This is a genomic window from Bacteroidia bacterium (genome assembly GCA_039924845.1).
Lineage (GTDB): Bacteria > Bacteroidota > Bacteroidia > DATLTG01 > DATLTG01 > DATLTG01.
Genome location: JBDTAC010000047.1, coordinates 22934 through 48784, shown reverse-complemented (window position 1 = coordinate 48784; position 25851 = coordinate 22934). Strand labels below are relative to the sequence as shown.

Sequence of the window (25851 nt, the reverse complement as noted above, 5' to 3'; positions counted from 1 at the left end):
TCTTTCATGCAGGCAAAAATGCCTTTTTTATTAATTGTTCTGATTGCAGAAGTAGATACTTTTAAAGTAATCCACTTATTTTCTTCCGGAATAAAAAACTTTTTCACCTTCAGATTCGGATAAAATTTCCGTTTCGTTTTATGATTAGAATGCGATACCTTATTCCCTACTACCGCTTTTTTTCCTGTTAGTTCACAAATTCTTGACATCGTATTTTGTATTAATGATTCGAAAAATGGAGTGCAAAGAACGTATATTTTATTGTAATCTGCAAAAAAATATTTTTCCAAAGCATTATTTCTTTTAAAACGGTATCCATCGCGACAAAGACCGTACATTTTAGAATTCTTTAAAAATAGTACATTTGCCTTTTCTGAATCCTTTAAAAATAAAGATGAAAAAAAAGATTTTAGTTACCGGAGGTGCTGGTTTTATAGGTTCTGCCGTTATTGCAAAATTGCAAGAATACGACAACGATATATATGTAATCGACAATTTATCTTTTGGCAACAAGAATTTTATTTCTATCCCAGAATCTCATTTTTTCAATATAGATATTCTCAATAAAGAAGAAATTGAAAAAACCATCCTTAAAATTAATCCGCATCAAATAATACACCTTGCGGCCATTCATTTTATTCCGTATTGCAACCAACATCCTTTTGAATCGAGCAATATCAACATTCAGGGCACGATTAATATTTTAAAGTCTGCCGAAAAATTAACTTCACTGGAATCTTTTCTGTTCGCTTCTACGGCGGCTGTTTATCCGATTTCTGATTCGGCTGTAAAAGAAAACCATCAATTGGATCCTTTAGATGTATACGGTTTATCGAAATTGACCGGAGAACATTTGTGCACCGAATTTCATTTGAAAACGAAAATTCCAACTATTATTTGTCGATTTTTTAATGCTTTTGGTCCGAACGAAACCAATCCACATTTATTTCCAGAGATTCAGCAACAAATTAATTCCGGTTTACGAACTATTAAATTAGGAAATCTTACTCCAAAGCGCGATTTTATTCATACTTCCGATATGGCAAATGCGGTTCATTTATTAATTACAAAATTCGATAAAGGAATTGATACTTTTAATTTAGGACAAGGTGTAGAATATTCCGTTACCGAAATTGTGGACGCTTTTGAACGACAATTAGGCGAGAAAATTACAATAGAAATAGAAGCGTCGCGCGTACGAAAAGTAGAACGTATGCACTTATTGGCAGACGTTTCAAAATTAAAAGTCTTTGCGGGATGGGCTCCAAAAATTGGTATTGACGAAGGCATCAAAACATTAATTTTTCAAAAATCAGAAAAACAAAACGTAAAAAACTGATTTGATTTTGCTCCAAAAATACCTCTTCGAAAAATTATTTTTTCAACGATGCTAAAAATTATTTTTTGCACCGATGGAATTTTTCCGCACGAAGTAGGCGGCATGCAGAGGCATTCGCGTTTGTTGATGGAAGAATTAGCAAAAAACGAAAACATAAAATTAGTGGTAATTCATCCGCATCAAGTCTCTGTTTTTGATCCTCAATTAAATATTAAAGAAGAATTTATTTCCCCTATTGATAAGGACAAAAATTATTTATTGGAATGCTATCATTATTCGAAACGTGTTTATGCTGTTTTAGCAAATTATCCAGATTATATTATTTATTCGCAAGGACTTTCGGTTTGGTACAACATCAAAAAAATTAACCAAAAAATAATTGTCAATCCTCACGGATTAGAAGCGTATCAAAGCATCTCGTTAAAAGATAAATTAACAGGAATTCCGTTTCGAATTATTTTTAATTACCTTTTTAAACATTCCACGAAAGTGGTTTCCTTAGGTGGAAAATTGACAGAAATTCTCGCCAAGAGAATTCAAAATTCAAAACAAAAAATAGTAGTATTGCCCAATGCTGTTATTTTACCACCGCATTTTGAACGAACAGAAAATTCATCGAAATTAAACGTTTTATTTGTCGCGCGTTTTGCACACAACAAAGGAATTCACGTATTATTACAAGCGATAAAAGAATTAAACGCAGAAGGATATTCGGATAAAATAAATTTTCATCTTGGCGGAAAAGGACCATTGTTTGAAACATATCGTACGCATTTCCAATTAAAAAATGTGGAGTATCTTGGTTTTATTTCTGACGAACAATTGATAACACTTTACAAGGGAAACGATTTATTTGTATTGCCCACATTGTTCGAGGGAATGCCCACCGTTGTGTTGGAAGCAATGAGTTACGGCATGCCGATTATTGTGTCGAATGTAGGAGCAACAGCTGAATTGGTGGATGAAAATAACGGTTATTTAATTGAAAAAAATAATGTCAGTGCATTAAAAAAATCTATTTTAGATTTCTATAATTTGAGCGCAGAAGAAAAAAATAAATTATCAAATAATTCTTTTACTAAAATAAAAAATAATTTTACATGGAAATTAATTTCAGAAAAACATATAGAAGTTTTTAATATTCTTAAATCGGACAATGAAAAAAATTAATAAATACATCGCGCCGAAAAATTATTTTTTCTGGATACTGATTTCAGTAATTATTAAAACGCTTATTGTTAGCTTTTTTATTTTGCAATCACATCATCTAACTCCCGATAGAATGGTGAGCAAAATTGTGGTAAAACAAAATGATTACTACATGTTTTTAGGTCCGGTTGACACGTATTTTGCATCGGGAACAATGAGTTTACACGGAGGCGTGCCTTTTGCAGGAAGAATGCCGGGTTATAGTTTTCCGTATCTTTTGTTAGGATCTATTTTTAATCCGCATATCGCTTTGGTTCTGCTTGTTTTAATGCAAATACTATTGGACGCAATCAGTGTTTACATCTTGGCTCGCATCGCATTAATACTGCTTAAACAAGAAAAATATTTTTACATCACTTTCTTTTTATTTGCCATAAGCGCTTATACTTCCATCTTCGATATTTTTACTTTGTCAGAAAGTTTTTCGGTATCTGCATTTATTTTTTATTTGTATTTTTTATTCAAAGCTTTTGTTTCCAACACAAAAATAAATTTGATTCTTTCTGGATTTTTTCTTGCGTGGGCGATATTCCTGCGTCCTTTTTTAGGCCTTAGCATTGTTGTAATTCCTCTTCTCATTTTTCTACATTATTTTAAAGAACAAAATTTTAAAATCGCGTTCATTCATGCCGCTTTATTTATAATTTCTTTTGGTATATTCGAAACGGCTTGGATTGCTCGAAATTACAAAGCTTTGCATGAATTTGTTCCATTGGAAACACCACTGAGCGAATCCTACGAAAAATATGGCTCTTATCGCCCATCTGCTATTGCAATCCGCCAAATGATTTGCACTTGGGGAGGCGAGTCTGGCGAGTTTTACGACAATTCCGATGCCTGGTGGTTTCATTATGCAAAAGGCTCGGAAATAAATAGATATCAATTTAGTCCATCTGTTTTCAGAGCTGATTTTAATAAAGATTCTTTGCTACGCCTCAAAACACTTTTTAATGAAGGTGCGGATAATACTATTTCTGACGCTAAAAAAGATTCTTTCAATTTATTGGCGGAACAAACGGCTATTCGGTTTAAAGAATCTTACTCGCAAGAAAATAAATTTCGAGTGTATTTTATTACGCCTTTTATTCGCATTCAAAAACTTATTTTTTCGAACCCAAGTTTGTTGATGCCTTTGCCGAAATTTAGTGAAATGAAAATCTATGAAAAGTTGATAAAATTATTTTACGTCGGACTTTATTTTATTGTGGTTTTAGGAGGAATTTTCGGAGCAATTATAATGTTTTTAAAACGAGTCTATAAAACACAATGGATTATTCTTATTTCGATTCCTTTGATTATTGTTTTTACGATTATCTTTAATTCTACATTTGTCATCGAAAATCGTTATTTCTTATGCGGGTATCCAGTATGTATTTTATTTTTAATGTATTTATTATCCGTAATTTCAAATCAGAAAAAAACACATGAAATTTCTTAGCTTTCAATCTAAATACATTGATAAAACAAATTTGAAATTTTTCAAAATTTCTATTTACGCGCTTCTTGCTCTCATCAGTATTTTTGACTTTTCTTTTTGCATTTTAAAACAATTTCCAGACATTCCAGATCACAACGCATTCGCTTTTGCTGTTTTTCACGGACACGAGGTTTTACCTGTGCATTTTCTGTATTTTTTGATTTTGCAAATCCCTCAGTTATTTTTTAAAAATATCATTGCAGTACATATTTTTTCAGTCATTATTTTAACGCTGAGTGTGTTGTATAAATATAAAATCAGTCAGCGAATATTCAGCAATAGCCTGCAAGATTCAGTTTCTGCAGATTTTTTGGCAAAAAAATCAGTTTTGTTTTTCTGTTTGCTAATTCCATTTTTAGTGATGATTAGCGAAAATATTATTTGGAAGTTTTCTGCCACCATGTTTTTGGGATATATTCCGCTAAATACTTGGCATAATTCAACAACTATTTTTTTAATGCCTTTTGCATTATTACTTTTTTATCAATCATACCAATATCTTTTACATCCTGATTCTAAAAAATTATGGATTATTTTATTTTTAATTCTCTTGAATTTAATCATAAAGCCGAGTTTTTTTATGAGTTTTATTATCGCATTTCCTTTATTTTGTTTGCTACGTTTTGGGCTTTCCAAATTTTTTTTTTTAGCAGCAGGAATAACATTTATAGGGGCTTTGGGTTTATTGGTAGAATCTAAAATTGGCGTCTATATTGGCAGCACTGTCATTTCCATAAAAATAGCACCTTTTAGTGTTTGGGCACATTGGTCGGACAACATCCCTTTGTCCTTTTTAAGCTCATTATTATTCCCATTGGTTTTTATGATCGTTTATTTTAAAGAAGTAAAAAATAATTTACTCTTAAAATACAGCATTGCTCTTTTTACAGTTGCTTTATTGGTATATATCATTTTTACAGAATCCGGCATCCGGCAATTTGATGCTAATTTTGCATGGCAAATTATTATTTGTTATTATATTTTGTTCTTAACCACCGCCATCGCTTTTTACAAACAATGTGCAACTAAAATAAGTTTGCACATAAAGGATAAAATACTTTTACTGATTTTTTGCGCACATATTTTTACAGGAATAATTTACATTTTAAAATCGCCTATTTTTGGGTTTAGATAAACGAGGGCAGCACCTTCATTTCTTAAATAATACCTATATTTAAAATCTTTTTCTTAAAGTAAGAAACGTATTATTATTAAAAATGTATCGACCGTTAAAAAGTGTTGTTACTCCCGTTTACAACGGAGAATTCTGTATGGACGAATTAATCCTACAGTTAACGATTGAATTAAGCACAATTTCAAGCGGTTTTGAAATCGTGTTGGTGGATGATAGAAGATCTGATAAATCGCGAAAAAAAATTCTTGAGAACTGCAAAAAAGACACACGAGTTAGAGGTATTCAACTGAGCCGAGATTTTGGGCAACATCATGCTATAACTGCAGGACTAGATTATTTAAAAGAAAAAGAGGTAGTTGTGCCGGATTGTGGTTTACAAGATAATCCAGTTTCAAATATTTTATTCTCTTTATTTTAAAAAAAAGTGAAGGATATAAACAACAATTGGATATGCAAGAGCAAATTATTTTATCAGGTAATAGAAATAAAATAACCTTGCGCATATATTTAAAATTAATATTAAATGAATATGTTCTTTATCCTTTTTATTTGATTCAAAAATTAAACACAAAGAATCAAAATTCTATTGTTATTTACGCCGAATTTTCTAATAAAATAATATGAAAAAAATTTCTATACTACAATCTAATTACATTCCATGGAAAGGATATTTTGATTTAATAGCAAAGTCGGATGTATTTGTGATATACGATGAGGTGCAATACACAAAGAATGATTGGAGAAATAGGAACTTAATCAGTACAAAAGATGGGTTGAAATGGCTAACGATACCTGTAAGACAGGAAAATCTTACTCAAAAAATATTTGAATCTAAAATTTCAAGCAATAACTGGCACAAAAAACATATTTCCTCTTTACAAGGGAATTACTCTAAAGCAACTTGTTTTGCTGAATACAAAGATCAAATATTTAGCCTGTATGAAAATCAAAGTGATTTTATTTCAGAAGTCAATACTTCCTTTATTAAAGCTATTTGCAAAATACTTGATATTAAAACTCAGATTATTGATTCGAGAGAATTAAATTTAGATGGAGATAGAAATCTAAGGCTATTAGAAGCATGTAAAAAATTAAATGCAGATGTATATATATCTGGTCCTGCAGCAAAAAATTATTTACAAACAGATTTATTTAAACAAGAAGGTATTGACGTGGAATGGATGGACTACAGTGGCTACCAAGAATACAATCAGCTGCACGAGCCATTTGCGCATGGAGTTACAATTCTAGATTTGATTTTTAATACAGGTAACGATGCGAAGGAATATTTGAAATATGCAGAAGATTAGAATTTATATTTATTCGAAATAATCAACGATATTTACCAGTTGAAGATTTTTTTACGCCCACTTTCGATTTATCCTCTAAATAAAAAAATAAATTATAATGGAATTATCAGTCATTACAACTTTATATAAATCAAAACCATTTCTGGGAAGATTTTTGTCGGAAACGATAGCAACCATCCAACAATTAAATATTAATTCTTATGAATTGGTTTTTGTAAACGATGGCTCGCCGGATGATTCTGTCAAATATTTATTAGAACGAAAAATGGAAATTCCGCAAATAAAAATAATGGATTTATCTCGAAATTTCGGTCATCATTACGCCATCCAAGCTGGATTACGTTTTTGTCAAGGAAAATTTATTTTTTTGATAGACAATGACTTAGAGACATCCCCAGCGATACTGCAAACCTTTTATAATGAATTACAAAAAACTCCTTCATTAGACGTTGTATATGGCTTTCAGGATATTCGAAAAGGTAGTTTTATCGAGAAAAAAGGAGGAGCTCTTTTTTGGAGCATTTTAAATAAAATGTCAGATGTCAAAATTCCACACAATATCCTAACCGAACGATTAATGTCATACCAATATGTACAAGAATTACTCCGGATGCAAGATGCTAATTTATTTATGGGTGGTTTAATGCATTGGACAGGTTTTGAACAAAAAGGAATTCCTGTAATAAAAGGAATTCGCGATGGCGAAAGCACTTATTCGTTGAAGAAGAGGATGCAACTTATGTTTCAAGCTGTCACGTCTTTTTCAGCAAAGCCTTTAGAATGGCTCTTTTATTTCGGTATTATTATTTCCTTACTGAGTTTCATTTTCATTCTGTATTTATTTGTAGATAAACTAATACATAAAGATGCCGTCGAATTGGGATGGACATCTATTATTGCTTTAAATGTTTTAGTTTTGGGTATTCTTTCTACTTTTTTAGGGATAATTGGAATTTACGTTTCTAAAATATTCCGACAAGTACAAGGAAGACCAAATTATATTATAAAAAAAATATATGAGTAAAACGCTTGCCATATTGGGTGCAGGAGAATTAGGGAAGCAAATAGCCAACTTAGCTATTGCCGATTATCATTATGATAAAATTTTATTTTATGATGATTTTAATACTGGGAATTTAATCTGCGGAAATTCAAGCAATCTAATCCATGATTTTAATGATAAGAAATTTAATGAACTCATTATTGGTATTGGCTACAATTTTCTGAAGGAACGTCAAGAAAAATTTAAATTGTTTTGTGACAAAATTCCGTTTGGGATCATTATTCATTCGTCAGCTTGGGTAGATTCGACAGCCACAATAAACAAAGGATGTGTTATTTATCCTCGAACGACAATAGATAAAAACGTAATCATTCACTCCAATGTTATCATAAATCTAAATTGTGTCATTGCTCATGATTCTGTGGTACATTCGCATACGTTTCTTTCTCCTGGAGTGAATGTTGCAGGGTTTGTAACCATTGGAGAATGCTGCAATATTGGCATTAGTACCACTATTATTGACAACATAAATATCGTTGATAATACGCAAACTGGTGGTGGAACGGTTGTCATAAAAGATATTACAAACCCTGGGTTATATGTTGGAAATACTGCAAAATTTATACGATAAAACTATGATTAATTTTAACAAACCCTACCTCACTGGTAAAGAAACAGACTACATCAAGGAAGCTGTATTATCTATGAAAATTTCAGGCGATGGGATATTCACAAAAAAATGTCATCAATTTTTTGAAAAAAAATACGGTTTTAAAAAAGTTTTATTAACCACTTCCTGTACCGATGCGTTGGAAATGGCAGCCATTCTCCTCAATATTAAAGAAGGTGATGAAGTCATAGCTCCCTCCTACACCTTCGTATCAACAGTAAACGCTTTTGTATTGAGAGGTGCAAAAATAGTATTTGTAGATAGTAATTTGGAAAATCCAAACATGAATGTGGATGCTATTGAAGCGCTGATCACCCCTAAAACACGCGTAATTATACCTGTCCATTACGCGGGAATGGCTTGTGATATGGATAAAATAATGCAATTAGCAACTAAATACAATTTGTTTGTTGTGGAAGATGCGGCTCAAGCCATTGATTCCTACTACAAAAAAAGACCCTTGGGTTCCATCGGTCATTTAGCCGCATTTTCTTTTCACGAAACAAAAAATATTATTTCTGGAGAAGGCGGAATGCTGGTTATTAACGATGAACAATTTATTCACCGCGCAGAAATTATTCGGGAAAAAGGAACCAACCGTTCTGCTTTTTTTAGAGGAGAAGTAAATAAATACGGTTGGGTGGATATTGGTTCGTCTTTTTTACCTTCTGATATTATTGCAGCATTTTTATATGCACAAATTGAACACCTCGAAGACATCCAACAAAAAAGAAAAAACACTTGGAATCTTTATTACAAAAAACTCAAAACACTTGAATTAAACGGGCAAATAAAACTCGCTGTGCTTCCTGAATACGCAACAAATAATGCACACATGTTTTATATTGTTTGCGAAAATATAAAACAACGTACGGAACTCCTTCAACATTTAAAAGAGAATAATATCTACGCCGTTTTTCATTATTTATCTCTTCACGAAAGCGATTTTTATAAACACAAGCACGATGGCAGAGTACTCCCCAATTCCGACCACTTTACAGATTGTTTGATTCGTTTACCTCTTTTTTATGATCTCACAACGGAGGAAGTAACTTACATTTGTGATGCTATTCACCGATTTTTCTCATCGAAAAAATAATTTTCCAAAGCGTGAAAATCGTACTAAAAGATAACCTCCAATTTTTTATTTTGCTTCTTTCATGGGTTGTAATAGGCGGTTACGGAGGTCCTGTTATTTATGGATACCTCCCGATTACTTTGCTGCTTTTGAAAAGACGAGAGCGTTATATGGAATTATTTATTGGTTTTTTTTTCATGCTCACTATTTCAGATAGCCGACAAGTGCTTTTATCTTTTGCCGAAAATGTAAAAAATGAATACATTGTATTATTAGCCTTGTTTATTATTTTAGATATTAAAAAATTTCAGCCCTTAAATCTGCTCTACAAAAGATTTATTCCTTTTTTTTTATTTGCATTTTTCTGCTTATTTTTCACAGAGTCATTTGCCATTAGTTTTGAGAAAACACTTTCGTATTTGTTAATGTTATTAATCGTTCCTGTTTATATGTCGAAAGTTTTTCGAGATCAAGGCGAAGAGTTTATCAAAACACTTATTTGGTTCGTCACGTTTTTGTTATTCGTCGGATTTATCATGAAATTTATAGATCCAGCATTTACTACGCTGGAAGATAGGTACTGCGGAATACTCGGAAATCCAAACGGACTTGGAATTTTTGTTACCATGTATTTTTTACTTTGCGCCATTGTCTTCGATTATTTTCCTGATTTATTTTCGAAAACAGATAAAATCATTATTTATATCGCCATTTTTGCTTCCGTTATTTTGTCCGATTCGCGCAGTGCCATTTTCGCTATTTTAATTTTCCTCGTCTTTAAATATTTTTATAAACTTTCTCCTTTTTTAGGATTCATTTTATTCCTGTTATTTATCGTGGGTTACCAAGTCATCTCTAACAATATTGAAGGCGTTATCAATGCTTTAGGATTACAACATTTTTTCCGAGTAAAAACATTTGCCGACGCTTCCGGAAGATTCATCGCATGGGATTTTGCTTGGGAGAACATCAAAAAAAATATTCTTATCGGCAAAGGATTTAATTACACCGAATATCTTTTTCATTCAAATTATACAGAATTGAGTAAACTCGGACATCAAGGAAATGCACACAATTCATATCTTACTTTTTGGTTGGATACTGGCTTAATCGGCTTGTTGCTCTACTTCCGCGGTTTTTTTATAACATTTATCCAAGCGGCAAAAAAAACACGTATTTCCATACCCATTATGTATGCGGTATTATTTTCTATTAATTTTGAATCTTGGCTCTGCGCCTCGCTCAATCCTTTTACCATCCAACTTTTTATGATATTAACCATTATCACCAGCGATGAATTCTACACAAAAGCCGAAGAAAATACTCTTCTTGTACACTGAGCTGGCTTCGTATTTCGCAGCTTGTTTGAATGTATTATCCAACGCGAGTAATATCGAAATTCATCTTGTCAGATTGCCCGTAAACAAAGAAGCTCCTTTTCAATTTTTCTTAAATGAAAAAATAAAAGTGTATGAAAAAAATAATTTTTCAGCGAAAGAATTAGAAAATTTAGGAGAAATAATTTCACCTGATCTTATTTATTGCAGTGGCTGGATCGAAAAAGACTATTTGAAAATTTGCAAAAAATTTAAAAATAAAATTCCGGTAATTCTTGGCTTGGATAATTCTTGGGAAGAGACTTTTAAACAAAAAATAGCCACCTTAATCAGCCCTTTTACCATTCTAAAATCTTTTTCTCATTGCTGGATTCCTGGAAAACCGCAATTAAGTTACGCTGAAAAATTAGGCTTCCCGAAAAAAAATATTTTGAAAGGCTTTTACAGCGCAGATGTTGATTTTTTTCGTAATATATATATTGATACTAAAAAACAGAAAGAAAATAAAATGCCGCATCGCCTTATTTTTGTCGGTAGATATTATGAATTTAAAGGCATCAAAGATCTTTGGCAAGCATTTATCGAATTAAAAAAAGAAACTGAAAACGATTGGGAATTATGGTGTTTAGGCGTAGGTGATATAGCTCCGATCCAACATCCTAACATCAAACATTTTGGATTTATACAAGCTTCTGAAATGGCACATTTTATCAAAGAAACGAGCGTTTTTGTTTTACCGAGCCATAAAGAACCTTGGGGCGTAGTGGTTCACGAATTTGCAGCAGCTGGTTTTCCGTTGATATGCAGTGATAAAGTGGGTGCAGCTTCTGCTTTTATAGAACAAAATAAGAATGGCTACATTTACCCATCAGGAAATATAAAAGAGCTAAAAAACATGCTGAAAAAAATATTTTTTCAATCGGATAAAGAGCTGTTTGAAATGGCTGAAATTAGCGCTGAAAAAGCACTTCAAATAACTCCGGAAAAATGGACATCTACAATTTTATCCCTTATTAATAATTAATAAAGTGTGCGGAATTAACGGGATATACGGTATTAACAATAGCGAAGAGGCACTTGCAAAACTAAAGCAAATGAATACTGCTTTGGCACATCGAGGACCTGACGATGAAGGTGTTTTTTTAAATAACGAAATCGCACTCGGACACAGAAGACTTTCTATCATTGATCTTTCAGCTGCCGGACATCAACCGATGACTTCACACGACGGTCGTTATACAATCGTTTACAACGGAGAATTATACAACTATAAAAATATCAAACTCGATTTACAGCGCGTAACGCGCGACAATACTGATGAAATTTCGAGTTTTGTTTTTCGTACCAACACAGATACAGAAGTAATTCTCGCTGCCTATATTCGTTGGGGAAAGGCTTGTTTGCAACAGTTTAATGGAATGTTTGCTTTTGCGATTTGGGATAATTTGAAAAAAGAATTGTTCATCGCACGCGATCGACTTGGAATAAAACCATTGTATTATTTTCAGAAAAATAATTTATTTCTTTTTTCTTCAGAACTCAGAGCATTGCTTTCTTCCGAATGTATTCCGCGAAAGATAGATCAAAATAGTTTAGTAGATTATTTACGCTATCAAACTGTTCATGCGCCTTCCACGATAGTAGAAAATGTGAAAATGCTTCTTCCAGGGCATTGCATGAAAATTACAAATACGGAAATAGAGATTGAAAATTATTGGAAATTAATTCCGAAAAATTACGATACTTCGAAAGAAAAAAAATACGAGCATATCTGTAAAGACGTAAAAAAATTATTAGGAGATGCCGTTGAAAGACGCTTGGTAGCAGATGTTCCTTTTGGCGCATTTCTTTCTGGAGGTATTGATTCCAGTGCGATTGTGGCTTTAATGAGTCAAGTTTCTTCAAAAAAAATAAAAACATTTTCTGTTACATTTGATGAAAGTGAATTTAGTGAAGCAAAATATGCGCAGCTCATCGCAAAAAAATACGATACTGATCATCACGAAATAAAGTTGAAACCTATTGATTTTATTGAAGATTTACCTGATGCATTAAAAGCGATGGATCATCCGAGCGGCGATGGACCTAATACATTTGTGGTTTCGAAAGCAACAAAAAATGCAGGAATTACAATGGCTTTGTCGGGTTTGGGCGGCGATGAACTTTTTGCAGGTTACCCCGTTTTCAAACAATGGATGGAGTTGAAAAGTAAATTTTGGCTGAATATGATTCCTCCTTTTGCTAGAAATCTTGGAGGAACAATCTTGACAAACATCAAACCAAGCGTGGCTTCTGAGAAAAAAGCGGCACTATTGAAAAATGAAGTAATTGATTTTAATGCGTTTTATAGTTTATCACGACAAACTTTATTGGACAATCAATTAAACATTCTTCGCTCCGAAAATTTGCCGGCAAACAGTGTATCTGAATTTCTAAAAAAACAAAAAATAGCAAATATTAAATCTGAAATTTCAAAAGTTTCTGTCGCGGAAATTTCTACTTATATGCAAAATGTTTTACTTCGTGATACCGACCAAATGAGCATGGCGAACGCTTTAGAAGTACGCGTCCCTTTCCTAGATCACACTTTAGTTGAATACGTTTTAATGCTTTCCGACAAATCAAAATTTCCGATCACACCAAAAAAGTTATTGACAGATTCTTTAGGCGATTTATTACCACCGGAAATTATCAATCGTCCGAAAATGGGCTTTACTTTCCCTTGGAAACACTGGTTAAAAAACGAATTAAATAGTTTTTGCGAACAACGAATAATCGCTCTTTCCAAAAGAATTTTTTTCAATGAAAAAGAAGTGATTCAATTGTGGAAGGATTTTTTAAAAGACAATCCGCGTGTAACGTGGTCGAGGATTTGGCATTTAGTAGTGCTCGAAAATTGGTTGCAAGAAAATAACATCGAGTAAAAAAATATTTTTTGAAAACGAAAAAAAAAATATTGGTTTTGATAGATTGGTTTCTTCCCGGATTTAAAGCCGGAGGTCCGATTCAATCCTGCGCAAACTTGATGGATCACCTCAAAGAGGAAGTTGATTTTTTTGTAATAACACGTAACACCGATTATTGCGAAACAATTCCTTATCCAAAAATAGAAAGTAATAAATGGCTTGATTTTTCAGATGGAATAAAGGTTTTTTATTTTTCTAAAGAGGAATTAACTAAAAAGAATATTCAAAAAATTATTTTTTCGAACGACTATGATTTGATTTATTTGAATGGAATTTATTCGTTCTATTTTACTTTGATTCCTTTGTATTTACTAAATAAAAAGAAAGATCAAAAAATTATTTTATCTACAAGAGGAATGTTGGCTGAGAGTGCTATCTCAGTAAAAAAAACAAAGAAAAAAATATTTTTGGCGCTCGTAAAAAGAATCGGTTTATTTAAAAATATAATTTTTCACGCTACTTCTCTTGCAGAAGAAAAAGACATCCGAAAACAATTTGGAGATACTGTAACTATTGGAGTTGCGCCTAATTTACCTGCAAAGAGAAAAGAAAATAACATTATTAGAAAAACGAAAACAACCGGAAAATTACGCCTGATAAACGTAGCGCGAATTGCTCCTGAAAAAAATTTATTTTTTGCTTTGGAAATTTTAAAAGAAATAAAAAGTGAAATCATTTTCGATTTTTACGGACCTATTTACGACAAAATTTATTTTGAAAAATGCAAACAATTAATTGCTAAAATGCCTTTAAATATTACGGTCTCATATAAAAATAGTTTGGAGCGCGAAAAAATAAATTCCACTTTATCTGATTATCATTTTTTATTTATGCCTACACTTGGCGAAAACTTCGGACATATTATTTTTGAATCACTTGCTGCTGGATGTCCTGTGATTATAAGCGATCAAACACCTTGGAAAAATTTAAATTCAAAAAATATTGGTTGGGATATTTCCTTGTCTCAAAAAAATATTTTTTTGGAAGCCCTTGAAAAGGCTGCTGCGATGAGCCAAGAGGAATACAATCTTTTTTCTTTTTCTGCTTTCGATTACGCCAAAAAGATTTCCGAAGACGAAGAAAATGTAAAACAAAATCGAACATTGTTTTTAAATTCTTAATTTTGTTGTATGTCTAAAAAAAGCACGCATCTTTCTCAATTTAACAACGATTGGTACAACACCGATGCTTCGCTATTCAAAAGAGGTTTATGGTATTTTATAAGTGCTTGTTTCTTCAAAAGTTTTTGTCCCATTAATAATCTAAAACTCTTTTTTTTACGAATTTTTGGTGCGAAAGTCGGAAAGAACGTGGTGATAAAACCTTCCGTAAATATTAAATATCCTTGGAAATTAATTATTGGAGAAAATGTGTGGATTGGCGAAAATGTGTGGATTGATAATTTAGCAACCGTAACGATTCAAGATAACGTTTGTATCTCACAAGGCGCCATGCTTTTAACAGGAAATCACAATTATAAAAAAGAAACTTTTGATTTGATGATTGGAGAAATTTTGTTAGAAAATGGCGTTTGGATTGGTGCAAAATCCGTGGTTTCTCCGGACGTAAAATGTTTTTCGCACGCTGTTTTATCGGTTGGTTCCGTTGCTGTAAAAAATCTCGAAGCATACACCATTTATCAAGGAAATCCGGCTCAAAAAATCAAAGAACGAATTTTTGAATAAGATGATTTCTCCTTTAAAAATAAGCATTATCACCGTTTGCTTTAACAGCGAAGCAACGATTGAAGAAACGTTGAAATCTGTTATTTCGCAAGATTACCCGAATATCGAATACATTGTGATTGATGGAAAATCAACAGACGCAACACTTTTTATCATTGAAAAATACAGAAATAATATACAAAAATTTATTTCCGAAAAAGACGAAGGACTTTATTTCGCGATTAATAAAGGCATTGAAATGGCATCGGGCGAGGTAATTGGAATTTTACATTCGGATGATTTTTATATGAATAAAAATGTTCTCACAAAAGTGATGAAATTATTTACAGAAACGCAGAGTGATAGTGTTTACGGGGATTTACAGTACATAGATAATGTGAGCAACAAGATTATTCGTCATTGGAAAGCTGGACATTATTCCGAAAACTTATTTTTGAAAGGCTGGATGCCGCCGCATCCTTCTTTTTTTGTGCTTAAAAAAATATTTTTTCAATACGGTTTTTTTAATACGATATTTCAATCTGCAGCAGATTATGAATTGATGCTACGTTTCCTCCATAAACATAAAATTTCCACGCATTATCTTCCTGAAGTACTTGTAAAAATGCGTGTTGGAGGTAAAAGTAATGCGTCTTTCATCAACCGCATTAAAGCCAATAAAGAAGACCGTTTTGCTTGGAAAATAAATAATTTGCAGCCCAATTTTCTAACTCTTTGGTTGAAACCATTCTCCAAAATAAAACAGTTTTTCGGACAATAAAAAGAGCTTCGAAAAAATAATTTTTTGAAGCTCTTTTTTTAAGATAAGCGAAGTTTAGAATTTCGCTCTAATTTTTCTTTTTCTGTATTTTTTACCACCAAAAAGACTCGAATAGTGCGAGTGGTAAAAATTACTTTGTCCACGAATGACGTAACTGAAATCAATAGTTGTAAAAATATATGAATCATTGTGCGTAGGATCGCCTCGTTTTTGTCCAGGACCGTATTGTGCCAAATAAACAGGATCGTTTACGATGTAAGAACCACTTCTGTTGGACAAAGCCGAAGCTAAAGCAGCATTTGAACCTGTAAAAGGAGTTGTTGGATATTTGGTACTTATATCATCTAAATAGTCTGTGAATGTGGTTCTCCAGCCGAGTTCCCAACCAATTCTGAATTTACGGTTTAATGTAAAATAAACTCCGGCACCAACAGGAATAGAAGCTTGCCAAAGGCTGTAAGGTGTTTTTTGTCCTTCTGTTTTCAAAGGTTGTAAATCTACCCAAGTTCCTCCGTAATAAGCCTCCGGGTTGTGGTGAAAGCCTGCAATACCAGCAAAAATATATGCTTTAAAATCGTTCCTGTAACGATATGTATGCCCCAAATCATTCACTTGATAAAAATAATATTCTCCAGTAACGGCTAATTCAAAAATATCGTTTCTGAAACTTAAATTTCTTCCACGTCTGCCATAATTTGTGGAAAGGCTGTCGGCACCAGCGATGCGTCCATAATTCAAACTGGCTTTTAAACCGAAGGATTCGCCCAAACGCGTACGCACAAAAATACCTCCGCTAAATTTTGTTTCTGCCAATTTCATGTCGCTTACAAAATTTCGTCTGGTGAGATCTGTTCCACCAATATCTCCGAGGTAATTGGACACGCCCAAACGAAGTCCATAATCCCATCTATATTGAGAAAAGGCAACGGAAGAGATCAAAAAAATAAAAACGAGTAGTGTATGTATTTTTCGCATCGAAGGGCAAATATAGTAAAGTCTTTTAATACGAGAAAATATTTTTTAAGATTCCTTTTAATAGGAAACCGAAAACGGTCGAATAACTCCTAAAAATAGAATAACTTCACGCTCAAAATTTAGAGCGGATGACGTTGAAAAATTATTTTTTTCGAACATGAAAAACAAATTACGTATTTTCTTAGTGGTTTCAATGCTCGCAGGCAGCAGTATCTGCTCTTTTGCTCAAACTTTTTCGCCAGTCATTTCAGAAAAAAGTTTAGATGCAAATAGTCCCTACTCCGTTCAAACATGGAATACGGAAAACGGGCTTCCGCAAAACTCGATAAACGATATTACTCAAACTGATAATGGCTATTTGTGGATAGCTACATTCGACGGAATTGCTCGGTTTGACGGCATTACATTTACCTATTACAACACGGCCAATAATCCGGCATTCAAATCAAATGCTATCAAAAGAGTGTTTGTTGCCAATGATCATCAATTGTTTACGCTTACCGCAGATGGAGAATTATTGGCGTATCAAAAAAATATTTTTTCGGAAATCAAAAATCAACCCGAGAGTTTTAATACCAGCAATGGCTCTGTTGCTTACAATGCCACTACGAATGAACTTTTTTTACTGAGCAAAAACAACCATCTTTATCAATTCGCTAAGGGTATTTTTACCCGCATTCATTTGTCGCAACAGATAGATATCAATGCACTTTGTTTTTCTGCCGAAGATGAATTATTTATTGCGAGTTACCAAGGATTATTCCATTATTTAGACAAGCAATTAATTCCGATAAAAAACCTTAAAAACATAAATGTAGATTGGTTAGAAAGCAACAGTGAGCATACATTATTCGGTCATTCTTCCGAAGGATATTTCGTTTTAAAAAATAAAAAACAAACATTTATTCAACTGCCTAAAAAATACTCGAACTATATTATCAATGACATCGGATTTGATGATAAAAATAATTTAACCTTATTAAGCGACAATGGTTTTATAGAATTAACAGACACTTCAGCTACTGTGATGAACAGCTCTGACGGTTTACCTTCCAACAGTATTTCATCCATTTATAAGGATCGTCAAAATAATTTGTGGATTGGTACAGGTAACGCAGGCTTGTGTAAATTAAAAAGAAAAATAGCCTCGATTCTCTTAGTAAAAGATGCGCAAAATGCAGACGACATTACTGGAATTACACAATTAAAAAATGGCAGTATTTTGTTTGGAAATTTCTGTGGAGGAATGAGTTGTTACCTCTCCGGAAAAATAAGTCATTTGAACGAACCCAAAAATGCCTGTGTTTACAGCATCGCCGAAGACAATCAATCGACACAATGGATTAGTACTTATGGAAATGGTGTATATGCGATACATCCATTGGGCGAAATAAAAAAATACAGCTATAAAGATGGCTTACCGAGTAACGTTGTATTTGTTACTTATGCAGATAATCAAGGAACAATATGGCTCGGAACTGATTCTGGATTATGCTTTGTGGATCACAATCTTTTGAAAAGATACGATCCTAATTTCACATCCAATGTAAAACAAATGATGGAAGATGCCTCTGGACGATTATTCATTGCTTCCGATAAGGGCTTAGGTGAATTAGAAAACGATAAAGTAAAATGGCTGAACGATCAAAAAGACAGCACCTTAAAACTAAAAAATGTACGCTCCATATACGAAGATGCCGATGGCACACTATGGATTGGAACATACGGAAATGGGCTTTTTAAATATAAAAATGGAAATTTTTTCTCCTTTCTACACTATACCAATGTGTTGGGAATAAATACATCTTGCATTGTAGAAGATGAAAAAAATAATTTTTGGATGAGTTCCAACAGTGGGATGTATGTAGTAAACAAAAATAACTTAATTAACTTTTCAGAGAACCCTACAATTCCCTTAAACATTACCTATTTATCGAACGAAGATGGAATTAAAAACAGTGAATTTAATGGTGGATTTCAAGGTTCCGCATTAAAAACGAATGCTGGTTTACTTTTTTTTCCGACGGTGAAAGGAATGGTTCTCATCCATCCGAAACAACTTTCCACCCCTACTGTCCCATCAAATATAATTATTGAAAAAATAATAATTGCCAATACGTCCGAAATACCTGTATCGGATACGATACCCCTTTCCTATTTTGTAAAGGAAATCAAAATTAAATACAGTATTCCGTGTTTTAACAATGCAGATAAAATACAATTTCAATATCAATTAACGGGCTCTTCCAATGCTTGGATAAATGTGGGAACTACCCGTGAAATAGAACTTTCTAATTTACCTTACGGATTTTTAATGTTGCGCATCCGCACCATAAATACGCCACTTAATTCTGAAAAAATCATTTATATCATTCATCGTCAACCTATTTGGGAAACCGAAGAATTTATTGTAATTGCTATTCTTCTCTTTGCACTACTCCTTCTATTCTTCACATGGATTCGAATCAAACACATCGAAAAGCGTGAAAAAGCAAAAACGGAATTGCATCAAAAATATGCCAACATCGAATTGAAAGCATTGCAAGCACAGATGAATCCTCATTTTCTCTTTAATTGTTTAAATGCCATTCAACATTTTGTATTGATAAACGACGAAGTTTCAGCAAATAAATATTTAACAAAATTTGCAACGCTAATGCGCAATTATTTAGAACACTCCAAAAAAAATCGTATCACATTACAAGAGGAATGCGATTTATTAAAATTGTACGTCGAATTAGAAAGCTTACGATTTAATGGACGATTTAATTATATCTTTGTAATCGCTCCGGAAATAAATGCGTTTGAAGTGGAAATTCCGAGTATGTTGTTTCAACCGTTTGTAGAAAATGCGATTAACCACGGCTTGCGAAATTTAGAAAGGAAGGGCAGCTTGACTATTTCCTTCCGTTTGGAGAATAATTGCATCATTGGTATCGTGGACGATGACGGTGTGGGAAGAGCTTTCGAAAAAAATAATTTTCAAACCTCTGCAGAACATATTTCCAGAGGAATGGAAATTATCAACGAGCGAATACATGTTTTAAACTCGATGGAAAAAGCACAAATTAAATTAAGTATTATTGATAAAATGGATGTGAATCATCAATCACTCGGCACATCCATCAGAATAGAAATTCCGATTTAAAAATAAAAATACGATGCACGCACTTATTGTAGATGACGAAGATTTAGGACGATCGGCTTTAGCACATTTAATCAAAAAGCACTGTCCAGAAATTACCTCCATTGTGGAAGCAAAATCCGTGAAAGAAAGTTTGGAGATATTAAAAAAAACACACGTGGATGTCGTATTTTTAGACATCGAAATGCCCGGTGGTTCGGGCTTTAGTTTGCTCGAGAAATTGGAAAACTACACTTTCTCCGTTATTTTCACAACGGCTTATAACCAATATGCCATCAGAGCTTTTAAGTTTTCCGCAGTTGATTATTTGTTGAAGCCAATTGATGCAGACGAATTAAAAAATGCTATTAAAAAAATAGAGAAAAAAACAGACAGCAAGCAGTTGAATGAATCTGTTAAATATTTATTGAATACCTACAACCTGCCAATAGTGAGTAAAATAGCACTTCCCACACAAATTGGATTGGAATTTATTGAGATAAAAAATATTATCCGCTGCGAAGCCGACGGAAAATACACGATTTGCATTTTAACTTCAGGTAAAAAAATTATTTCCACGCGTAGTTTAAAAGATTTTGAAGAACTCTTAGTTCCCAATAATTTTTTCCGTATTCATCACGCACATTTAGTGAATTTAGAACACATCAAAAATTATTTTAAAGGCGACGGCGGCTATATAGTTATGTCGAATGGCGATAATGTTACTATATCCAAACGTAAAAAAGACGCTTTCCTGAAAAAACTGCCCAAAGTATAATTGTAAAAAAAACGTCCAAAGTTTAGAACTTTGGACGTGATATTATTGTACGAAATTTTTGATTTATTTTAGTGTCGAATTACGCTAATCCCAACAACTATTTTTAAATTACATTCTCCAATCACCTGTTAAATCAACAAATTTATATTCTCCTTCAATTGGTCTGATACTAAAAACAGGTATTTTGGAATGATTCACAATTTGTTGTGCATAATTTCCAAGCAAAAATCCAGTTAAACTTTCTTCCTGATCGGTCATAATCATAATTAAGTCAGCGCATATTTTCTTTGCATAAGCCAAGGTAGCCGTAGCAGGATTATCATTATTTATCGTTTCGGCAATAAAATTCACGTTGTGCTTTGTCAAGAAATTTTCAACTTGATTGATCTTCAATTTGAACTTATCCAAATTTACATCGCTATCTACAATTCCTAAAATATGCACTTTCGAATTGTAATGCGAAGCCAATTCAATCGCTTGCATCACTTTTTGACGTGAGTGCGATGAATCGTCAATCGGCAATAAAATAGTAGAGAATCCTAATTTTTTAGCGTGTGTTTGCACCGAGAGTACGGGACAAGGAGATTTGGTAACTACTTTGAACGTGTTGCTTCCCATAAAGAACTCCTCTGCCCCCGATACGCCGTGTGTTCCCATTACTACTACATCAATCTTTTCGTTGTTTACAATCGTTACAATTTCGCTAAAAATATTTCCGGGAGCACAAATACTTGTCGTTTTTACAGCATATTCCTTCCGAATACCTTCAGCAATTTCGGCTAATTTTGCTTCTATTTTATTGGTAAATCCCGATAAATCCTCGATCTGCACTTGAGGTAAAATAACATTAAAATGCGACCATTGCTTTTCAAAAACATGTAACAAACAAATGTCTGCTTTATACAATTTTGCCATAAAAGCACCATGTTTAACCGCTAATAAGGACGTTTCCGAAAAGTCAATCGGAATTAATATTTTTTGTATTTTAAATGCTGTCATATTTTTTTATTTATTGTTTGATTCTATTTTATACTTATCGTGATTTTTACACTTCAAAAAAATAATTTTTCGAAGCTTCTTTTTTTATCAATACGGAACAAAAGAAGTGGTGTCTTTTTTCATAGACGGAATGATACTAATCACAGGAATATCGGACGTATTGATGATTTCTTGAGCCGCTGATCCAATAAAATATTTCGTAAATTCCACTTCTTGTTGCGTCATAATCATAATCAAATCGCCTTCCACTTTGTTAGCGTAATCAATGATATTTTGTCCGAGCGATTCTTCGCCTTTAATTCCTTTTATGATTTCTGCGGTACATTCGATACCCGTTTTTTCAATGAAGTTTTTCACCTGTCCGAGTTGGCGCGTTAAACGATTTACCACAAATTCATCCGTTGTAAATAAAACAGAAATAATACGAATAGCAGCTTTGTTACCCAATTTTGCAAATTCGATCGCTTTGGTTACTTTTTCTTTTGTTTCTTTTGTTAAATCCAGTGGCAACACAATGTTTTTGCAACCATTACGATGGTGTTTCCCTTTAATTGTAATAACGGGGCATTTTGCTTCTCTCACCACGCGCAAGGCGTTGGAACCGATAAATCTCTTTTTCACACCAACGGTTCCATTGGTTCCCATGATAATCATCACCGCCTTCACCAATTCGGCGATTTCTACAATTTTATCGTAAATAACTCCACGAGCAATTAACACATTGATCTTTATTTTTGTCTTTTTTTCTGTTTCGGTAGCCAATTCGTTCATTTTGGCTTCAATTTTCTTTTTCATAGAAGCCTCTTCCGATTTACCGAATAATTTAGACAGCACATTGGAGTCGTCCACCACGTATAGCATGGTAATTTCCGCTTTGTATTCGCGCGCCAAGTTGTACGATTGTTCGAGTGCAATAAGGGATTGATCCGAAAAGTCAATCGGTACTAAAATTTGTTTTTTTGTGGTACTCATAAGTAATAACTATTTTGGTAGATATGCAAAAATAAGCTTTTATATAGATATAATGCAAAAATATTTTTCGAATTAGAAGAAGGTCTATTTTCGATTCTTTTTATCCATTTTAAACACGCTCGAAAAAATATTTTTTTCGATGGAATCAAACTTAATTCCTCTGCGTTGCATTACTTTTTCGGCAACTGCACAAGCTCTATCTAATTTATAATCCGTAAAACCTTGCACTCCTCCCCAAGAAAAAGAAGGAATAAATTTTGGAGGAAATCCTGCGCCAAAAACATTTGCACTCACGCCAACAACCGTACCTGTATTAAACATTGTGTTAATGCCGCATTTAGAATGATCTCCCATAATCAATCCACAAAATTGCAAACCTGTATTTTCAAAATTATTTTTTCGATAATTCCATAATTGAACGTCCGAGTAATTATTTTTTAAATTGGAATTATTCGTATCCGCACCCAAATTGCACCATTCTCCAATCACCGAATTTCCCAAAAAACCATCGTGCGCTTTGTTCGAATAACCAAAAATAACGGAATTATTTATCTCTCCTCCAACCTTCGAATGTGGACCAACAGTAGTAGCTCCGTAAATTTTCGTTCCCATTTTAAGTGTGGCATGTTCGCCTAAAGCAAAAGGCCCACGCACCAAAGAACCTTCCATAATTTCAGCATCCTTTCCTATGTAAATTGGTCCTGCAGATGCATTTAAAACAGCACATTCAACCACAGCTCCTTTCTCTAAAAAAATATTTTTTACACCAATAACGTTGTTTGTTTTTGAAATGCTTTGCGACTTTTTATTTTTAGTGAGTATTTTAAAATCAGCCTCAATGGCTTCGGCATTTTTCGAAAAAATATCATGCAAAAAACGGATTTGAAAAATTATTTTTTCGCGACTGTTTTTTTTGATTGCTTTTTTTTCGAAGGCTTGAAAAATTATTTTTTGAGAGTCCTCGAAATTTATTTTTTCGCTGGTATGAAAAGCGATAAGCGTGTTTCCGTGCTGAAGAATTTCGTTCGGCTTTATTTTTTTTATTTCTTCAACAAGTGATTGATTTGGTAAAACACTTCCGTTAATCCACACATTGTTTTTTCCTTTTTGAGGAGCTTCCGGAAATTTTTTTTTCAAATAAGAACTTGTTTCCGAAAATGTTTTTTCGCCTAAAAAATATTCCCACTTTTCGCGAATGGTAAGGATTCCAATGCGAATGTCTGCAATCGGCCGCGTAAAAGTAAGCGGCAATAAATTTTCTCTTACCTCCGCATCATCGACTAAAATATAATTCATAGAAAAATTATTTTACGCCCATTTTTTTCGAAATCTCTTTCGGAATAATTGCTTTATTCACCATGATATCGGTCGTATTCATCATCACGTAAGCCGCCGAAACGAAAAAATAACCGTTCAAATCATTTCCTTTTAAGCCCCAAGAGTTTTTCACTTTATAATATTTGGTTCCATCTTGCGCCTTGTAAATACCCACAATTTGCATTCCATGATCATCTTGCGTTACGTAATTATCAAAATCTTTTTGACGTTCTTCTTGCGTTACATTCATTTGCTCTACGGGATGTAAAAACAAACTGTCTATTTGCGCTTTGCTTGTAAAATCACTCCATTCCTTTGCTGGAAGAATTGCCACTCCATTTTTATATGAAAAACCCGGATTACTCACATCAGAACCCCAAGCAACAGTATATCCATTGTTAATGGCATTGTCGATAATTGACATTAAATCCGTTAATGGCACATTGTAATCTTCATCCCAAGCCCAGTTGTCTTGCACTTCCAACGGAAATTGAGTGTAAAACGGATGGTGTGTAAACGAAGTGATTTCCAAATAATCTTCCGGATGCAAACCCAATGATTTCAAGTATGATTGTGGAGTGTACGATTTCCCTTGATACTCAAATGTAGTTGGTAATGGACCTAAATATGCATTCAAAATATTATCGAAAGCGGTATGCCATTCTGCAGATATTTTTCCACTCGGTGCGCTAATAACTGCATCCAAAAAGGCTTTCAAGGCTTTGTCCAATTCATCGTGATTGTATTTTTTTTGTTCATCCGGCAAACCATTGTAAACAGCATTGGGCACTGCTCCGTATTTTTCCATCACACTGCGTACATCGTGCGCTTCACCGCCTGGACCAAACGTTAAATTTCCGTGCATACGCACATATTTTTCAGCTTTATCGGAATAAGTATGCCAAACGGTAAACATTTCCGACAAGTCCATATCCTCTTTACCCATGCGGATAAGCTCCGATTCAAAAAAAGAAGTAGTGGAAAAATCCCAACACGTTCCAGTTTGACTTTGATCTTTTACAGAAGTGGCTTCGATGTCTTTTACGGCTGTAAAAATATATCCTCCACCTTTTTTATTGTATATTTTTGTGGTATCAGTTTGTGCATTTAAAGTGATTGAAAAACCAATCCCAATAAGCAAAGCAAGGTTTAATTTTTTTGTCATTTTCAGATATTTTATTTTTTATATTTGGTTTTCCGCTGCTGCGGGATTTGTTTTCTTATTCAACATATCAATGTACGTATCCACATTTCTCAAAAAATATTTCATGCCTTTTGAAAGGTCTGTTTCAATCATCAAATCATATATTTCACTGAATTCTTCCGTGTATTTTCCCACTTTGCATTTCGACTTAGAAATCGCAGCGATGTATGTAAGCGGAAAGCAATCGTGAATGTTTAAATCCAATAAAATATCGTGTTCTTCTGCAATAAAATTGTTGATGTATAAATCCGTTGGTTTTTGAAACCACGTTAATTCCTTGGCTGAAAAAAAAGTGTAGTCCAATTTCGAATAACTCATCGACATTAATTCTTTGGTGGTGAAATAGCCGATTATTTTTACTTTTTTTCGCAACTCTTTTAAATAGGTTACGTATTTTTTTACGAGTTCAAATTCTTCTCTGTCGTCTGCATTAAAAAGCAATGCAACTGTTTTCGCTTCGGACAAATTCAACATGGTTTTATCCCGATGCATCGAAGCGATTTCTTTTTGCAA

The 25851-nt window shown here is 33.3% G+C and carries 24 protein-coding genes; 17 read left to right on the top strand and 7 right to left on the bottom strand.

The features are described 5' to 3' along the window. Nucleotides 1-209, bottom strand: a 209-nt coding sequence (gene rpmB, locus ABIZ51_05050; protein MEO7088144.1) for a 50S ribosomal protein L28, incomplete at its 3' end; no start/stop codon positions are given. Nucleotides 210-394: 185 nt separating this feature from the next. On the opposite strand from rpmB, the gene ABIZ51_05045 reads away from it, so the two are divergent. The 15 genes from ABIZ51_05045 to ABIZ51_04975 all read left to right on the top strand — a co-directional run bounded on the left by ABIZ51_05045 (nucleotide 395) and on the right by ABIZ51_04975 (nucleotide 15969). Then, a complete protein-coding gene (locus ABIZ51_05045; GenBank protein MEO7088143.1) occupies nucleotides 395-1339 on the top strand; it encodes an NAD(P)-dependent oxidoreductase in 945 nt (314 codons plus the stop codon). Nucleotides 1340-1387: 48 nt separating this feature from the next. Continuing rightward, nucleotides 1388-2509 (top strand): glycosyltransferase family 4 protein, encoded by a 1122-nt coding sequence (locus tag ABIZ51_05040; protein MEO7088142.1) that lies wholly within the window; start codon nucleotides 1388-1390, stop codon nucleotides 2507-2509. Beyond that, a complete protein-coding gene (locus ABIZ51_05035; protein ID MEO7088141.1) occupies nucleotides 2496-3986 on the top strand; it encodes a hypothetical protein in 1491 nt (496 codons plus the stop codon). The genes ABIZ51_05040 and ABIZ51_05035 overlap by 14 nt, the downstream gene beginning before the upstream one ends. Further along, nucleotides 3973-5160, top strand: a complete 1188-nt coding sequence (locus tag ABIZ51_05030; protein ID MEO7088140.1) for a hypothetical protein — start codon at nucleotides 3973-3975, stop codon at nucleotides 5158-5160. The genes ABIZ51_05035 and ABIZ51_05030 overlap by 14 nt, the downstream gene beginning before the upstream one ends. An 82-nt stretch (nucleotides 5161-5242) precedes the next feature. Further along, on the top strand, nucleotides 5243-5578 hold the full coding sequence (locus ABIZ51_05025) for a glycosyltransferase (protein ID MEO7088139.1): 336 nt from the start codon (nucleotides 5243-5245) through the stop codon (nucleotides 5576-5578). Between the two features lie 202 nt (nucleotides 5579-5780). Beyond that, nucleotides 5781-6470, top strand: coding sequence for a WbqC family protein (locus ABIZ51_05020; protein MEO7088138.1), 690 nt, complete (start codon nucleotides 5781-5783; stop codon nucleotides 6468-6470). 97 nt (nucleotides 6471-6567) lie between these two features. Continuing rightward, nucleotides 6568-7494 (top strand): glycosyltransferase family 2 protein, encoded by a 927-nt coding sequence (locus tag ABIZ51_05015; GenBank protein MEO7088137.1) that lies wholly within the window; start codon nucleotides 6568-6570, stop codon nucleotides 7492-7494. Beyond that, complete coding sequence (locus tag ABIZ51_05010; protein MEO7088136.1) at nucleotides 7487-8104, top strand: acetyltransferase; 618 nt, start codon at nucleotides 7487-7489, stop codon at nucleotides 8102-8104. Before ABIZ51_05015 ends, ABIZ51_05010 begins: the two co-directional genes overlap by 8 nt. Nucleotides 8105-8108: 4 nt before the next feature. Next, nucleotides 8109-9242, top strand: coding sequence for a dTDP-4-amino-4,6-dideoxygalactose transaminase (rffA, locus tag ABIZ51_05005; GenBank protein ID MEO7088135.1), 1134 nt, complete (start codon nucleotides 8109-8111; stop codon nucleotides 9240-9242). A gap of 50 nt (nucleotides 9243-9292) precedes the next feature. After that, nucleotides 9293-10561: an O-antigen ligase family protein gene (locus ABIZ51_05000; protein MEO7088134.1), complete on the top strand. Its 1269-nt coding sequence runs from the start codon at nucleotides 9293-9295 to the stop codon at nucleotides 10559-10561. Beyond that, a complete protein-coding gene (locus tag ABIZ51_04995) occupies nucleotides 10515-11582 on the top strand; it encodes a glycosyltransferase (GenBank protein MEO7088133.1) in 1068 nt (355 codons plus the stop codon). Before ABIZ51_05000 ends, ABIZ51_04995 begins: the two co-directional genes overlap by 47 nt. A 4-nt stretch (nucleotides 11583-11586) precedes the next feature. Beyond that, nucleotides 11587-13482: an asparagine synthase (glutamine-hydrolyzing) gene (gene asnB, locus ABIZ51_04990; protein MEO7088132.1), complete on the top strand. Its 1896-nt coding sequence runs from the start codon at nucleotides 11587-11589 to the stop codon at nucleotides 13480-13482. A gap of 11 nt (nucleotides 13483-13493) precedes the next feature. Then, nucleotides 13494-14645 carry a glycosyltransferase family 4 protein gene (locus ABIZ51_04985; GenBank protein ID MEO7088131.1) on the top strand — a complete coding sequence of 384 codons (1152 nt, stop codon included), beginning with the start codon at nucleotides 13494-13496 and terminating at the stop codon, nucleotides 14643-14645. Between the two features lie 9 nt (nucleotides 14646-14654). After that, the gene (locus ABIZ51_04980) at nucleotides 14655-15209 is read left to right on the top strand and encodes a WcaF family extracellular polysaccharide biosynthesis acetyltransferase (GenBank protein ID MEO7088130.1); all 555 of its coding nucleotides are present in this window, start codon (nucleotides 14655-14657) and stop codon (nucleotides 15207-15209) included. Nucleotide 15210: 1 nt separating this feature from the next. After that, nucleotides 15211-15969, top strand: a complete 759-nt coding sequence (locus ABIZ51_04975) for a glycosyltransferase family 2 protein (GenBank protein ID MEO7088129.1) — start codon at nucleotides 15211-15213, stop codon at nucleotides 15967-15969. 54 nt (nucleotides 15970-16023) lie between these two features. On the opposite strand, the gene ABIZ51_04970 is transcribed toward ABIZ51_04975, so the two are convergent. After that, nucleotides 16024-16944, bottom strand: coding sequence for a DUF6089 family protein (locus ABIZ51_04970; protein MEO7088128.1), 921 nt, complete (start codon nucleotides 16942-16944; stop codon nucleotides 16024-16026). Nucleotides 16945-17101: 157 nt separating this feature from the next. On the opposite strand from ABIZ51_04970, the gene ABIZ51_04965 reads away from it, so the two are divergent. Both ABIZ51_04965 and ABIZ51_04960 read left to right on the top strand, forming a co-directional pair. Continuing rightward, complete coding sequence (locus tag ABIZ51_04965) at nucleotides 17102-20092, top strand: two-component regulator propeller domain-containing protein (protein ID MEO7088127.1); 2991 nt, start codon at nucleotides 17102-17104, stop codon at nucleotides 20090-20092. 13 nt (nucleotides 20093-20105) lie between these two features. After that, nucleotides 20106-20846, top strand: a complete 741-nt coding sequence (locus tag ABIZ51_04960) for a LytTR family DNA-binding domain-containing protein (protein MEO7088126.1) — start codon at nucleotides 20106-20108, stop codon at nucleotides 20844-20846. 108 nt (nucleotides 20847-20954) lie between these two features. Here the strand turns inward: ABIZ51_04960 and ABIZ51_04955 are convergent, their stop codons facing one another. The 5 genes from ABIZ51_04955 to ABIZ51_04935 form a co-directional block, all read right to left on the bottom strand. Continuing rightward, nucleotides 20955-21845, bottom strand: a complete 891-nt coding sequence (locus ABIZ51_04955; GenBank protein MEO7088125.1) for a universal stress protein — start codon at nucleotides 21843-21845, stop codon at nucleotides 20955-20957. Between the two features lie 87 nt (nucleotides 21846-21932). Further along, complete coding sequence (locus tag ABIZ51_04950) at nucleotides 21933-22817, bottom strand: universal stress protein (GenBank protein MEO7088124.1); 885 nt, start codon at nucleotides 22815-22817, stop codon at nucleotides 21933-21935. Nucleotides 22818-22901: 84 nt separating this feature from the next. Next, entirely contained in the window at nucleotides 22902-24113 is a 1212-nt protein-coding gene (locus ABIZ51_04945) for a GlmU family protein (protein ID MEO7088123.1), read from the bottom strand. A 7-nt stretch (nucleotides 24114-24120) separates the two neighbouring features. After that, nucleotides 24121-25299 carry a C1 family peptidase gene (locus ABIZ51_04940; protein MEO7088122.1) on the bottom strand — a complete coding sequence of 393 codons (1179 nt, stop codon included), beginning with the start codon at nucleotides 25297-25299 and terminating at the stop codon, nucleotides 24121-24123. Between the two features lie 18 nt (nucleotides 25300-25317). After that, nucleotides 25318-25851, bottom strand: a complete 534-nt coding sequence (locus ABIZ51_04935; protein ID MEO7088121.1) for a hypothetical protein — start codon at nucleotides 25849-25851, stop codon at nucleotides 25318-25320.